The sequence below is a fragment of the Olegusella sp. genome, from assembly GCF_057238325.1.
This window is the reverse complement of the sequence record NZ_DBHHGF010000008.1, coordinates 1-13667: the sequence shown is the minus strand read 5'-3', so window position 1 is coordinate 13667 and position 13667 is coordinate 1. Positions and strand designations below refer to the sequence as shown.

The 13667-nt window shown below is 47.8% G+C and carries 13 protein-coding genes and 1 tRNA gene; 11 read left to right on the top strand and 3 right to left on the bottom strand.

All coding sequences use genetic code 11. The features are described from left to right. The first annotated feature begins 12 nt into the window (after positions 1-12). From ACO5JD_RS06665 to ACO5JD_RS06640, 6 genes are all read left to right on the top strand, one after another. Entirely contained in the window at positions 13-333 is a 321-nt protein-coding gene (locus ACO5JD_RS06665) for a VOC family protein (protein ID WP_021625481.1), read from the top strand. A gap of 339 nt (positions 334-672) precedes the next feature. After that, positions 673-1335: a class B sortase gene (locus tag ACO5JD_RS06660; RefSeq protein WP_021625479.1), complete on the top strand. Its 663-nt coding sequence runs from the start codon at positions 673-675 to the stop codon at positions 1333-1335. Continuing rightward, positions 1332-1868, top strand: a complete 537-nt coding sequence (locus ACO5JD_RS06655; protein WP_021625478.1) for a hypothetical protein — start codon at positions 1332-1334, stop codon at positions 1866-1868. The genes ACO5JD_RS06660 and ACO5JD_RS06655 overlap by 4 nt, the downstream gene beginning before the upstream one ends. Positions 1869-1963: 95 nt before the next feature. Continuing rightward, positions 1964-2881: a hypothetical protein gene (locus tag ACO5JD_RS06650; RefSeq protein ID WP_035438186.1), complete on the top strand. Its 918-nt coding sequence runs from the start codon at positions 1964-1966 to the stop codon at positions 2879-2881. A gap of 16 nt (positions 2882-2897) precedes the next feature. Beyond that, positions 2898-3314 carry a hypothetical protein gene (locus tag ACO5JD_RS06645; protein ID WP_484988606.1) on the top strand — a complete coding sequence of 139 codons (417 nt, stop codon included), beginning with the start codon at positions 2898-2900 and terminating at the stop codon, positions 3312-3314. Between the two features lie 5 nt (positions 3315-3319). Then, positions 3320-6451 carry an RICIN domain-containing protein gene (locus ACO5JD_RS06640; protein WP_484988700.1) on the top strand — a complete coding sequence of 1044 codons (3132 nt, stop codon included), beginning with the start codon at positions 3320-3322 and terminating at the stop codon, positions 6449-6451. A gap of 91 nt (positions 6452-6542) precedes the next feature. Here the strand turns inward: ACO5JD_RS06640 and ACO5JD_RS06635 are convergent, their stop codons facing one another. After that, positions 6543-8084, bottom strand: a complete 1542-nt coding sequence (locus ACO5JD_RS06635; protein WP_484988604.1) for an L-lactate permease — start codon at positions 8082-8084, stop codon at positions 6543-6545. Between the two features lie 237 nt (positions 8085-8321). Between ACO5JD_RS06635 and ACO5JD_RS06630 the strand changes: the two genes are divergently transcribed. The 4 genes from ACO5JD_RS06630 to ACO5JD_RS06615 all read left to right on the top strand — a co-directional run bounded on the left by ACO5JD_RS06630 (position 8322) and on the right by ACO5JD_RS06615 (position 11176). After that, positions 8322-8942 (top strand): hypothetical protein, encoded by a 621-nt coding sequence (locus ACO5JD_RS06630; protein ID WP_484988602.1) that lies wholly within the window; start codon positions 8322-8324, stop codon positions 8940-8942. Between the two features lie 76 nt (positions 8943-9018). Further along, positions 9019-9633 carry a DJ-1 family glyoxalase III gene (locus tag ACO5JD_RS06625; protein ID WP_484988600.1) on the top strand — a complete coding sequence of 205 codons (615 nt, stop codon included), beginning with the start codon at positions 9019-9021 and terminating at the stop codon, positions 9631-9633. A 15-nt stretch (positions 9634-9648) separates the two neighbouring features. Next, positions 9649-10983: a Y-family DNA polymerase gene (locus ACO5JD_RS06620; RefSeq protein WP_484988598.1), complete on the top strand. Its 1335-nt coding sequence runs from the start codon at positions 9649-9651 to the stop codon at positions 10981-10983. Continuing rightward, complete coding sequence (locus ACO5JD_RS06615; protein WP_484988596.1) at positions 10970-11176, top strand: hypothetical protein; 207 nt, start codon at positions 10970-10972, stop codon at positions 11174-11176. The genes ACO5JD_RS06620 and ACO5JD_RS06615 overlap by 14 nt, the downstream gene beginning before the upstream one ends. 761 nt (positions 11177-11937) lie before the next feature. Here ACO5JD_RS06615 and ACO5JD_RS06610 read toward each other — a convergent pair. Beyond that, a tRNA-Thr gene (locus ACO5JD_RS06610) sits at positions 11938-12013 on the bottom strand. A 104-nt stretch (positions 12014-12117) separates the two neighbouring features. Here ACO5JD_RS06610 and ACO5JD_RS06605 point away from each other — a divergent pair. After that, positions 12118-12918, top strand: coding sequence for a radical SAM protein (locus tag ACO5JD_RS06605; protein ID WP_484988594.1), 801 nt, complete (start codon positions 12118-12120; stop codon positions 12916-12918). A 5-nt stretch (positions 12919-12923) separates the two neighbouring features. On the opposite strand, the gene ACO5JD_RS06600 is transcribed toward ACO5JD_RS06605, so the two are convergent. Next, positions 12924-13424, bottom strand: a complete 501-nt coding sequence (locus tag ACO5JD_RS06600; RefSeq protein ID WP_484988592.1) for an HD domain-containing protein — start codon at positions 13422-13424, stop codon at positions 12924-12926. Between the last annotated feature and the right edge of the window lie 243 nt (positions 13425-13667).

Here is a 13667-nt window from a genome sequence, read left to right as displayed (position 1 = left end):
AAGGAGACATACATGGCAAAGCACGAAGCAAATGGTGCCAATCAGCTTCCACGTATTTCTGCTGATATGTTGCCTGATCCTGCTCAGAGTTCCATTGAGGGAAATGCTATTGCTGTAGAAGCAACGCCTGATGTGCGCAGTGGCGTACATGCTGATATTGCAATGATTCGCACCAATGGTGGGCAATCGATGATTGACTTTGTGTTGGTAGATACTCCTCCCGCAGCTGACGGGACTGCTTCTGGCGTGTTGTCCTCTCGTGTATTTATGAGTAATGAGAGTTTGGTAACCCTAAGAGATACGCTCATTGAGTACACGCAAAACTGGCAGTAAGCAAAGCGTCAGCACTATAAGCTTGCATTCTTGTGAAAGGACTGTGGATATCCACAACCCTTTCTTTATGACTTTTTCATCTTTGGTTTTTAAATCGTTATTGCGGCTTTTAATTTACCAGCGAGTCCAAGCTGCTGTTGCTAGACTGCCTGCAGCTGTCAGTCAGTAAACCAACAAGCTAAATCCAAGCTGCCCCCTCTACAGTGCCCTTTATCAGAGTTGATGGGGGTGACTATGTTGCGGCGTTATACAAGACGTCCTTGGTATAAGACAGTTTTGCTTTCGACAGGGATCTGCTCTCTGGGACTTTCTGCAGGCATAGTTGTTTCTCTTGTACTTATGCGTTTTGCAGCAAATGATGCTCAGCGCTATCTCGCATCGGGGTCACAAGTAAGTGCGGAGCAGTCGGTCGATGTGCAGGATGAGCCAATTTTCCCTGTAGTGGATTGGGAGACTCTGCATAGCGAGCATCCAGAGGTTGTTGCGTGGCTAAGCGTGCCTGATACACCAATCTCATTACCTATTGTTGCAGCTGATGTAGATAAACCACTTTTTTATCTTACACATGATTTAGAAGGTAGAAAAAATATTTATGGATGTGCCTACCTTGATGCAGCTTGCAAGGGCAATGTATTAGCGCCGAATGCAGTGATATATGGACATCATTCACCAGACGGTGCAATGTTTGCTCCATTGAGTAAGTATCTTGATGCTTCATGGGCAAAAGCACATAGCCAGATTTTGCTACAGACCCCTACAAGAAAACTGTGTTTGCGACCGGCTTTTGTGAGGGTAGTTAACGCTGCAACAGAGGGTCCAAAGCTCAGATTTTCAGATAAACAAGATTTTGTTGCTTGGTATCAAGACGAGCTTTTAAAAGCTGACATTGCGCTTGATAATACGTCCCCTCCAAATCATGTAATTAGCCTTGTTACCTGCAGTTATACAAGCTGGTCAAACGAGAGAACCATCATTTATTGCATCGAAGGAGACACTAGATGAAACAAATCAAAAAGAGAGTACGACTATGGCAGATTGCGCTTGGAGTATGTGGCATTGGTCTCGCAGCGGTAGGAGTTGCCTTTGTCCTTACAGGGCAAAACTACCTTGCTAATGCGGTGGATTATGTGGGTGACAGTACGGGATTGCACAAGTCAAATGCGGATGCACACGCCGTTATTGAGGAATATACCAGTTTTCAGAGTGTGCCCGATGTGTTTTGGGAATCTGGTGCTAGTCGAGTGGGGTTGTTGCTTGCAAATCCCCAGGGTAATCCTGTTGATATGGTCCCTGTGGTCTACGTGGATTGCAATGATGATGGCAAATTTTCTGACAACGAAATCGTATGGAATGCCAAACACAAAGATAAAAACCCTCAGAGCCTGGCTCCAGGAACTCATCTTGATGAGATAGATCTTGAGCGCGAAGTTCCTACAGGGGAGCACAAAGGCCAGGTAGTTTTTTCGGCATTTCATATCAAGACTCAACAACAAGCAAATGGCATGACCATGGACTTCCGTGTAAAGGTGGGCTAGTCATGTCTAAGGGTTTTCGATATTGCTGTCGGGCTCGCTCACCGTAGCTCTTTCGCTGTTTTTGAAGATATACATGCTGAGAAAGGATGTCCCAAATGCAAATAAATATTGCTCATCTGCTCCACTCTGCCCGTACAGCTGCCGTCATAAGCGCAGGTATTGCTTGTGCTTTGTCTTCACTGCCAGCTGTGGCAATGGCCGAGCAAGTAAATAGTGAGCCGCTTGTGCATAAAGGTACTCGAGCGCCTGTGACTTATGGCTGTGACTTTACGGACAATATTCAGATGAATGGTCATGTCTATGTTGCAGGTGATTGGACTGCAACGGTGCAGTATCGCTCTGCTCTGGTAGATGACAAAACTCAAATAGCTAATGAGGGTGGACAGACTCCAGGTACGAGTGGCCAAGGGAGTGAGATAGGACCCGATTCAGACTTTGCTCTTGAAGGCTATCAGGTTTATGACTCTCAGACCAAAACCTGGAGTGCTGCCAAGGACAAGGGTCGTGCCAATGACGGCAAAGTTGATTTGCTGTATTCCACCAAAGATGGTGCTTGGGTAGATGGTGCCAGCGTAGATGGTGACGATAAGCCTGACGGTGGAGGTGTTGAACATGCTAACGGTACGTATCTGTTGACGGTACCTACTGCCATTAAGTACAGCGGTATGCGTGTTGGCACAGTTGATACCTCTGATGACTACATCATTAATGTTCAAGGTGCTTTGCCTGCAGGTAAGGCAGTAAAAGTCTGGGCAGAGACAGGCAAAATTTTGCAGGGCCCTCGCGATGGTGGTTCTGAAATCAAAGAGACAACTTCGATGAAGTCTCCCAATGGTATGGGTGAGCAAACTTTGGCAGCAGGTGAGTATGCTGCAACCCTGAAAGGCGATGAGGCTCCCGAGAGTGGCTATCGTATCGTCTCTGCGCGTGAGGCTTGGAACGAGAACAAGGATGCTGAAGCTGGCCAGTCTGCAAAGGTTGCCAGTGAATTCAAAGATATTGTGACGCAGTAGGCAGGGGCTGATACGCATGATTGCAAGAAGAAGAGCAGGGAGTGTGCCAAGCCCTCCTGTGATAAGCCTGTTTGCTGCTGTGGTTTTGGCTCTTGCTTTGATGGTTTTTATAAGCCCTGGGATAGGTTTTGCCCAAGATACTGAGGCTATATCTGTAGAAGGCGGACAGCTGATAGGTGACCAGACATACGACTTGCAAAGCGACCGGTGGAGTGGTTCTAAAGAATCTGGTACTGCCAACAATGGAGCAATTGATTTATCGCTTTCGGTAGAGGATAGCCCGCCATCTCAGCCTGCAGAAGAAAAGACAAGCTATGGCAAAACAGGCATTGACCTTATGGGATATGTCCTTGCGGCTACGGGTTTTGCCCTTGCTGGTGGGGCTGCTTTGCTTGCAGGCAAAACTACAACACAGATCAGTCGAGAGAGGTGAGCAAAATGACATGTGAAGCAGGTACTTCCGTGCGTGTGTATGTACAAGATTTCTATAGGCACGAGCGAGCTTTTGCGTACAGGCTTGGACGCGCTTTGTTAGTTGTAATGCTCACCTTTGCGTTGCTTGCGGGTTTTGCTGCTTGGGCTCCAGAGGTCAAAGCCGCTCAGCGCATCCAAGATGGCGTGTATGTCATTGCGAGTGCCAAAGATGATTCTTTTGTTTTGGATGCTGCTGGAGGGCACACGACGGTGGGTACTAATGTACAGCTTTACCATCGTACCAATCGCAAATGGCCTCTTTCTAATGAAAATCAGTGCTGGAAGATTAGCTATGATGCAAAGACCAAAAGCTACAAAATTGTTGGTTTGCTGAGTGGAAAGGCTTTGGGTACTGCAAGGGTAAAGGATTCAAATGTTCAGCTAGCCTCCTTGCCTATTCAGTGGACCATTGCTACAGATGCAAAGGGTTTGAGCACACTGACTTCCAATTACGGAGGAAAAGTGCTTGATCTTAAAGGTGGCAAAACCGAAAACGGTTCGAACATTCAGCTTTATAAGTCAAATAACTCTACTGCTCAGAAATGGCATCTTTATCGCGTACCTTCTCAGCTGGCGCACAATAAGGTCAAGACAGATATTACAACTGAGGGAATCGCAACTCTTAGTTGGGATGCGGTACCTTATGCCAAGGAATATCAGGTATGGGCACAAAGCTCTGGGGAAGATACTTTTGCTGCTAATGAGGCTTGGTTTGCGCTGACTACTACCAGCGATACCCACTGTAAAGTTTCGGGTCTTGGTTCTGGCTTTAAGTATCGGCTACGTATATTTGCGCTTGGCGAAGGACGTGTTGGCGCAACAGGTGATGCTCCCAGAGAGTTTATTCTCGCACCTAAACGCTCCGACAAAGTTATTTCAAAAGATTCAGCACTGCGGATAGATGGCAATAGCTTTGAACTGAGAACTGTCGATCTTGACTCGGGTGATGTGCATAGAGCACATCTTTATGCAGATGGTTCTTTGGGAGCGGTAGATAGTACTGCTTTGGAGTTAACACATAGTTTTGAGCTTGCTGACTGTTTGGCAAATGATGGGCTCGTTGGTCCTGGTGCCCTGCGTCCACGTTTGCTATCGGTAACAGGCGCCCCTCACTATAAGAGTTATCGTCAAGACAAACATTCTCGTACCGAAGGAGTATCGGTAAATGCCTTAAATGACACCATCCATAGCTATATTCCTTTTCAAATGGCAAATCAGTATGTTTGCCAGTCAGGTTTGCTTCTGGAGACTGAAGGCATGCGTGAGGGTCAGCGCATGACTGCTGGTTTTGATTTTCCTATTGTAGGTACTTATACGCGTAAAGATGGCAAACTTATTCCCGTGGGGGCAACTCTGACAATTTCAGGCTCGGCTCGCATTGATGAGTATGCATCCAACGGCGCGGCTGCAAACTATAACAACGGCCAACCCTTAATTGATGTGGCCGACTTGTTGCGTGGTGGCTTTTTAGCGATAAATCTAGGCGATATAGATGTGTCTATTGTGGTTCACGAAGTATCAGACGAGCAGATACGTTCTGCTTGCGATGCGTACTTCCAAAAGAAGCAGTTGCAAAATTACCTGCCCGCAGCAGATTGGAATGATAACGGTGTTCTAGGAGAAACAATCCCTATTAGCAACTCGTACCTTACCCTAGAATCTCTCAACTACCCAAGGATTGCGGTAGGTGATACCAATGCAGGGGAGTTTTCAGAGTCTAAATGGGTGCTGAGCACTCGTGTACTTGCCGATGGGGTTACAAGCAAACTCAAAGCGATTGAACTGGTCGATCGTGACTGGTCAAGAGCTGTAGGGCAAGTGGTCTCGCATGGCAATGCGATGAATATTCAGGTTCAGGATGATGGCACCATCCACTGTTATCCCACCCAAGGATTTCCCAACAAAATAAAGGTAGGAACTGATACGGATACGATTAATCCCGAAGGAGCCAATCCCTTCTTTGCCAATCGTGCTGTGAGTATTTGGCAGGATGGAGCCTTTGCGTTTAGTGAGTCGTATTTAGGTGCACAGACGGGTTGGACTTCGTTTTCTACCAATAGTCTATATGAGTCCAGTCGTACGCCTGGTGTGCATAAACTGACTTATCTGCCGCATCAAGGTGTGATTGAAAAGTTTGGTGAGCCTAATGAAGCGGGAAATTTTGAGCGAGATGATCTTCATAAGGACGATGTGGTAACGCTTCCTATGGCGCAGAGAAAAGGCTATAGCTTTAAGGGCTGGTATCGCATGGAAAGCTCTGACAATCCTTTTGCACAGCTTTGGGAGGAGTCGAAGGCCAAAGACGAGGCCTTTTCTGAAACGGAGTTTGAGCAGGCTTTTGGAAAGGAAGGTAGCCTTAGCAAGGATGCTCTGCTCAAAGCGGATAGCGATGCGTACATGCCAGACGGTGATTTGTACCTACATGCAGTTTGGGTGCGCAAGACAGCGCGGTTGAATTTTGATATGAACGGTCATGGCAAGCAGATTGAGGCCCAGACGTTGGGATTTGAGGATAAAACTCAAGAGCCTCCTATTCCTCAAGCGACTGGTTGGCAATTTGGTGGGTGGTATAGTTCGGATAGTTTTGATGAGGTATTTGAATTTGGGCAGACCCTTGAGCATGATCAAACGGTACATGCTAAATGGATTCCTGCAGTATGGAAGGTTTCTATTCCCACAGATATTAGCTATACCAATCAACGTTTGGGCAAGGTTATGGCCTATAACGAGCTGCCCATCAAAGCGGCAGGTTGGTTGGGTAGCGCTAATAATGTTTTGCTGAGTGCAGATAAGCCAGCAGACATGCTATCGGTGGGAGGAGCAAAAGAGTATATTACAGTAAAAAGTGATATCGCTACAGGTAAAGGCCTTAGTTTTGAAGCTCAAGCTGATGGAGCGATAAATGGTTCTGCTCAAGATATTGTGAGACTTCAGGGGGAAGTTTATACGGTTGATACTTGGAAGGGTTTTGTGCAGTACCACGCTACAGCGGTAGGGAAGCGACCTTTGACAGAACTTGAGGTTGTAGATGCAGACGGTGATGGCATAAGTGATATTTGTCCTGCTGGAGAGGCTCCTCAAGTGGTGCTACCTTAGCGCTGTTTTGCTTGTGAGATAAAAAAAGATCCGACACTAGATTGGATTCTAGTGTCGGGCTTATGCGTGTCATGCAATTGTGAGAAATGCTTTACCAGCCAAGAAGTACGCCCACAAAGGTGAGAATCGACATCAGTACGGCATAGCCAAAGGCATAAGGGGCTACGCGACTGAGTACTTCTCCATCACGACCAGAGAGTTTAGGTGTGGCGCAGCCAATAGCAATGTTTTGCGGACTGAGCATCTTGCCTGCGGAAACGCCAACAGAGTTAGAGGCGGCAAGCCAAATAGGATTGGCATTGATGGAATGTGCCGCTTGTACTTGCACGTTACCAAAAAGTACTTCGCTGGAAGTTCCAGAGCCAGTTACAAAGGTGCCCATAGCGCCGAGCAAAGGTGCAACGAGGGGATAGAAGCTACCAAGTGTTCCCACAAAGAACGCAGCGATGCTGGCAATCATGCCTGAGTAGCCCATAATTTTGGCGCAGGCGAGGACTGAAAGCATGGTCAAGATGGTTTTACTCATCTGTTTGCAGGTTGCAATGAGTACCCCCCAAATTTCATAAGGCTCGCAGCCTTGGGCAAAGGCGCCAAGAATGCCACAAATGAGAATGAGCACACCAGGTGTATTAATCCACGAGAAGCTAAGCGTTGCTGTGGGATCGCCTCGATAGATATTGACAGTGGACTTGATTGCAGAAAGAGGGCCATTGATTATTGGAACGAGTTTGCTGGTAAAGACAAGGACGACAAACACAAGAATAAAAGGACACCAAGCACGTAATGCCTGATCCCACCATACATTGATATTCTCTTTGGGTTTAAGTGGTGGGTAGAGTACATCAATCTTGTCGTTGGTTGCGCGGGCAACAAAAAACGTTGCAATGAGCGAGATGACCGAAGCCACGACCATGGGCAAGTCTCCACCGATAACGGCCGCTGTTGCAATCTCGGGAATAGCCATTGAAAGACCTGCAGTGAGTGTGACGGGAAGTAGACCGCGCAGTGCGCGAGGTCCGTCTCCGATAATCATGACTATGATGAAGGGCGTAGCAATGACAAAAGGAGCCACCTGCAGGGCCTGAGTAAGAGCAAGGGCAGTACCATCGAGTCCTGTAATTGCCGCAAGGGTGGTGGTGGGGATACCGATGGAGCCAAACATCGTTGGCGTGCCGTTTGCAACAAGGCATACCAGCACAGCTTTGAGTGGGTCAAAGCCCAAAGCAATCATCATTGAGCTGGGAATGGCAACGGCAGTGCCAAAGCCAGCCATACCCTCAAGGAAGCCGCCAAAGCACCAAGCGATAAGTACAGCTAGTACGCGCTGATGAGAGCTGACCGAAGTGAGCATGACCTTGATGGTCTCAATAGCACCTGTATGAACGGTAACGTTGTAGGTAAAGACTGCTGCGATGATGACAATGACAATCGGCCAGATTGCCATCGCGATACCTTCAAGGGCGGCAGTTGCCATATTGATGAGCGGCATATGCCACCAAACAACTGAAAGTACGGCAGCTACCAAAAGCGCGCCCGCTGCCGCGAAGTGAGCAGGCATTTTGATACCTACAAGCGCGATTACAAGCCAAAGGATAGGGGCCAGTCCAAGTAAGAAGGGGATGAGGAGATCCATAAGGCTCCATTCGCTTTTTGTGTGTCCACAAAAAATGCGAGACGCACAGTTAACAGGTACTTTGATTATAGGCGGACTCATGGAGAGAGTTGGAAATTTGTATTGAGGAAGTCATGTCCTGTCTAAGAGATAGACTTATAGCTAAGGCAGCCAAGGGTACTTTTAGGGCAGCCAAGGATGTTTTGGTGGCAGTTAAGAATACTTTGCCCGCACAAGAAAGCTTGTGAGGAGTTATATATGGGTTTTGGAATTACGCATATGTGGTCGCAGCGCAGCAGTGAAGGCAAGGCTCATCGAGGCCTTCTTATTGCGTTGCTTGTTTTGGTTTTGGCTTGCGGTGCAGGAGGATTTGAGCTGTATCGCGAAGGGCATGCAATCAAATCTCAGTCAGCAGATATCTTGACTAGTATGAAGACCCTTAGCAATCAGATGACAACAGGGGACTTTGAGGGTGTGGCTACAACCTCTGCAAAAATTGAAAAACAAGCGGCTCAGGCGCGTTCAACGGTGGAAGGACCTCTCTGGCAGATTGCCTCTCAGCTACCTGTTATCGGTGAAGATGTCAAAAATGTTCGCGCACTTGTTGATGCACTCTCTGATATTTCCGAGAAGGGTATTAGCCCTGTTGCCCAGCAGGCAAAATTGGGCAATGTGCCTAGACTCGGTGAGGCTTATGCTCGGCTTGATGCAGAGATTGAGAAGGCAAAAAAGACCGTTGATGAGCTTAGTCGAGGCTCAAATGATGAAGTTAACAACGCCGTTGCGCGTGCGAAAGAATATCTAGAGCGTGTACCTGACTTTAGTGAGGTCGGAGCCACAAAAGAGTCTGGCAAACGTAGTTGTGATTTGGATAAGTAGGGTGCACAGCTGTGTACAGCTAGTTTTACGAGCTGACTACTGGGGGATGTTGGGCTTAAAAGAAGGAGAGAGAGCCATGGAGTCAAAGTTTAAGAAGAGCTGTGACCGTCGCGTTGCAATCTTTTTTGCTGAAGGTCTTGAGGAAGTTGAGGCCCTAGCCCCTGCGGATATTCTTTTTCGCGCGGGCGTTCCTTGTGATTTAGTAGCAGTTGGTCCTGATTTGCTTGTCCAATCGAGTCACGATGTTTATGTGCGTTGCGACCGTAGCATTACAGATGCTGATTTTGACTTTGGCAATTATGATTTGCTTTTCCTGCCTGGTGGTATGCCAGGCACGCTCAACCTTAAGGTCTGTGAACCCCTGTGTGCAGCACTTCTCCGTTTTGCTGAAGCAGGACGCGGACAGGGTAGTGCTGGCAAGCAGCTAGCCGCTATTTGTGCTGCTCCTTCTATTTTGGCTGAGCTTGGTTTGCTTGAGGGTAAGCGTGCTACTGCCAATCCTGGTTTTCAGGATGTACTAAGCGAGCATGCTGCCCACGTATGTGCTAATGAGCCTGTTGTTGAAGATGACAACATCATCACTTCTCAGGGTATGGGCACGGCAGTAGATTTGGGCTTGGCGTTAGTGCGGCGTCTTTGCGGCAAGGAAACTGCCGAGCGCGTGAAGTCTGGAATTGTCGTATTGCATTAGAACTCATATCAGCTCATGGCATTGCAACGCCACTATCTCGTAATTGATTTGAAGTCGTTTTATGCCTCGATTGAGTGCGTTGATCGGGGCTTAGATCCCATGACAACCAAGCTTGTTGTGGCAGATCCCACGCGTACGGATAAGACAATCTGCCTTGCTGTGTCACCTGCGATGAAGGCCCTGGGTGTGCGCAATCGCTGCCGCGTATTTGAGATTCCCGCAGGTATTACATACATCACGGCACTTCCTCGTATGCAGCGTTATATCGATGTGTCTGCTCAGATTTACGGCATTTACCTGCAGTGGGTTGCTAAGGAAGACATCCATGTCTATTCCATTGACGAGGCATTTCTTGATATTACAGGCTACCTTAGCTTGTACCATTGCACACCACGTGAGCTGGGCGAACGCATACGGGAGAGTGTTGTGAGGCAGACGGGAGTTCCTGCGTCTTGTGGTTTAGGGACCAATCTATATCTGGCAAAAATCGCTCTTGATATCATGGCAAAGCGTCGTGCCGATTTTTTTGGTGAGCTTGATAAGCAGAGTTACAAGATAGAACTTTGGAATCATCGGCCACTGACTGATTTTTGGCGGATAGGGCCTGGTATTTCGCGCCGCTTAGCAAAAATGGGCATTACCTGTATGGGAGAGTTGGCTCTCGCATCCCAAGACCCAAATCAACATGAGGCACTGTACCAGGAGTTTGGCGTTGATGCTGAGATTTTGGTTGATCATGCGTGGGGGATTGAGACTGTGGGGATGCCTCAGATAAAAGCATATCGTTCCCGTGGGCATTCTCTTTCTAATGGACAAGTGCTTGCCGAGGGTGTTGATAGCCGCACGGGTTTGATTCTTGCCAAGGAGATGACCGAGCGCCTTACACTCGATTTGGTTGAACGCCAAGAAGTCGCCCACTCTTTTTTGGTGTGGGTTGGTTTTGAGTTGAACGATGAGGAGCGACATGCAGTGAGGCATGTTGGTACTCGCGGCGCTGTTATTGGGTATGGGGTCCATGCTGGCAAAACTTTTGTTGCACCTACAGATTCACGTAGAAATATCATCGATGCTTTAGTAGAAGTCTGGCCTCAGATTGCAACTGCCGAGCGTCGTATCAAGCGTATTGGTGTTGAACTTGGTGGTGTTGAGCCTGCGCAGAGCACAGGACAACAACTTTCTCTGTTTACTAATACGGCTGTCGAGGAGCGCGAACGTTGTAGGCAAAAGGCTATAAATGCTATCAAACAAAAATATGGTAAAAATGCCATGCTCAAGGCGCTGGATTTACTTCCCGAAGCTAATGCTCGCGAACGCAATATGCAGATAGGAGGTCATCGTGCCGGATTATAAGAGTCAGTCTTTCCGTCCTAATCCTCCTAGTGGTCGTTCGCGCATGCCTCTTGAGCAGCGTGCCAAAATTTTTGTGCCCTTTGATCCGCTTGGTGGCTTTAGCGCAGCCTTACGTGCTGTGGAGCTTGAATCCGAAGCCTTTCCCTATGAGGACAATCACATTCCAACATCTAACGACGATGTTTCGGCATAAAGTGCGTTTGCAGGGTTGAGTTTTCTTCTAGCGACAGCAAGCTGAGCTAAATCTAAGCCAAGTCAAGCCCGGTGTATTGCCGAAGAGTATCTGCAGCGAATTAATTTTTTGACGTGTAGTGGTGTGGCAGCCTGTGCCACGTCAGATACGGCGCAATATATCTGCGATCCTTTGACCCCTCTTCGCTCTGAGGCACGATGTGCGCCATTTAGGGTCGTTATTGAATAAGATATTATATTGGAAATATAGACCTAGGCCATTTACCTGCAGGTTTGTTATAACTGCAAGATGCGGCAAAACACGGGAAAACAGCTGCCTTTCAAAACAGCTCTTCTACCAGCAGAAATGCTGAAACACAAATTCCAGCAAATGGCGCACATCGTGCCTCAGAGCGAAGAGGGGTATGAAAATATTACTTTTCAAAAGACGATACCTAAGATAAGTCGTAAGATCGTCACTCCTCTAGGGATACCAACCACAAATGGTTCAAGTGTCGAGTGGGGATGGTGAACTTTTTCCCGTGCTACCACAATTTCAATAGATAGTTCGTTTCGAAAGATGGTTCATCTTTCGAGTTTTTGGAAAATCTGACCAGCGATTTTACACTTGCTTACTCCGAAGGATGAACCATTTGCGGTTGGTAGTTGCGGTTGGTATTGTGGTGTGTGTTTGCGGTTGGTATCCTGCCTGCACTCCAGATAGCGCAGCTTGCATGTGTTGCAAAATAAAAAGTCAGCGGAGACCGCTGACTTGGAAAATTCTGGAGCCGGCAATCAGACTTGAACTGATGACCCCCGCTTTACGAGAGCGGTGCTCTACCAACTGAGCTATGCCGGCGTGTCAGTGTTGACGCATTCGTCAAGCAGCTAACTACTATACGGAGCAAAGTGTTTTGGCGCAAGAGCTAATACGTGCGAATTTTGCGGATGTGAGCTAGTCTTGTGCAGATTGCATTGGAGGACATTTTGGCAACCTATCTTAATCCGCCACTGGTCTTTGGTCCTGTACACAGCCGCAGACTGGGTATTTCCCTCGGTCTTAATCTCATGCCAGGAGATGGCAAGATTTGCAATTTTGACTGTATATACTGCGAAAATGGTTCGAACGCCGAACGCAAAACAAGTGCTGCTTATCCCAAAGCAGCAGAGTTGGCAGATGCTTTGGAGAAAAAGCTTCGCGAGATGGCAGCCAAAGATTTACTGCCTGATGTGATTACGCTGGCGGGAAATGGTGAGCCAACAGCAAATCCAGAGTTTCCCCAGGTGGTTAATGCAGCGGCGAATCTTTGCAATCAGCTTGCCCCAAAGGCAAGGCTTGCAGTATTGAGTAATGGTACCTTGGCACATGTTCCGCGTATTCACGATGCCCTACTGCAGCTAGACGATAATATTCAGAAGCTTGACACTGTAGATATGCCCTACATTAGGCTGGTCAATCGTCCCACGGGTAGTTATGACGTACAGCGCGTAATTGAAGCACTTGCGGCTTTCCATGGACGGGTAATTGTGCAGACAGCCTTTATGAGGGGTAGCTATCGAGGACAAGATCTGGATAATACAACTCCCAAATATGTACAACCTTGGCTTGAGGCCCTTCGTTATATCAAACCTCAGTCGGCTACTATTTATGCCATATCCCGCGGCACGCCTGTGGAAGGTATCGTTCATGTAGGACCCGAAGTGCTTGACAGGATAAAGTCACAGGTAGAAGCCTTGGGAATTCCCTGTACAGTTGGCTATTAGTGTGGCTATGACTGTCGCATGCGTCCTGCAATGGTCTCGCGAGTCGAAACCATTTTGTCAGCAAGACATACGAGCCAGGCTTCGCGGTGGTGTGGCGGGCAAGGTGTTAGTGGCCACATATGATGGGCAATCAAATCTTTTTCGATATCACTAAGCTCAAAATCTTCCAGCGCATTGGCAAGAGCAAATCCTGGATGACGAAAGCCATGTAGTTTGGAATGTCCAGGTTCGTGCCAATCGTAGAGGTAGTAGTCGTGCAAAATGGCACCACGTACCAAAGCATGCTCATTGCAAGAAATATGCCAGCGACGTGCTAGTTTGAAGGCTTGCCATGCCACAGCTTCTACATGCTCTAGGGTATTCGTTGTGCCGTGCTGGATAAACTGAGCCATCTGCGGCACTCGTGCGGAGGCAAGTATGGGTTGGGCAAGCAGCAAAAATTCGGCGTGTAGAGCTTCTTCTCTTAAGGAGAGATTCATAGTTTCCTGCGCGTTTTGCTTTGCCACGTCGCCTCCTTATGTTGCTTGCAGCCACCTTTAGCCCACTTGATTTTTGTGTTGCGGAAGTTATTGTGCCATATGCTTTCCTTTCCTCGTATTTCTTCAAAGATTTTCAAGACTGTTTCGTCTACCGGCAGGCTGGGAGTAGGGGAGTACACTGCTGCACATCCGCAAAGCAGCAAATGCTGCAGAAGGGAGACCAGCTATGGCTTGTCAAGCATTTTCAAGAGGAGATTTAAGGACAGTTTT

Coding starts and splice junctions, on each gene's coding strand:
- ACO5JD_RS06665 (WP_021625481.1), top strand. CDS start 13: ATGGCAAAGCACGAAGCAAATGGTGCCAATCAGCTTCCACGTATTTCT.
- ACO5JD_RS06660 (WP_021625479.1), top strand. CDS start 673: ATGCGTTTTGCAGCAAATGATGCTCAGCGCTATCTCGCATCGGGGTCA.
- ACO5JD_RS06655 (WP_021625478.1), top strand. CDS start 1,332: ATGAAACAAATCAAAAAGAGAGTACGACTATGGCAGATTGCGCTTGGA.
- ACO5JD_RS06650 (WP_035438186.1), top strand. CDS start 1,964: ATGCAAATAAATATTGCTCATCTGCTCCACTCTGCCCGTACAGCTGCC.
- ACO5JD_RS06645 (WP_484988606.1), top strand. CDS start 2,898: ATGATTGCAAGAAGAAGAGCAGGGAGTGTGCCAAGCCCTCCTGTGATA.
- ACO5JD_RS06640 (WP_484988700.1), top strand. CDS start 3,320: ATGACATGTGAAGCAGGTACTTCCGTGCGTGTGTATGTACAAGATTTC.
- ACO5JD_RS06635 (WP_484988604.1), bottom strand. CDS start 8,084: ATGGATCTCCTCATCCCCTTCTTACTTGGACTGGCCCCTATCCTTTGG.
- ACO5JD_RS06630 (WP_484988602.1), top strand. CDS start 8,322: ATGGGTTTTGGAATTACGCATATGTGGTCGCAGCGCAGCAGTGAAGGC.
- ACO5JD_RS06625 (WP_484988600.1), top strand. CDS start 9,019: ATGGAGTCAAAGTTTAAGAAGAGCTGTGACCGTCGCGTTGCAATCTTT.
- ACO5JD_RS06620 (WP_484988598.1), top strand. CDS start 9,649: ATGGCATTGCAACGCCACTATCTCGTAATTGATTTGAAGTCGTTTTAT.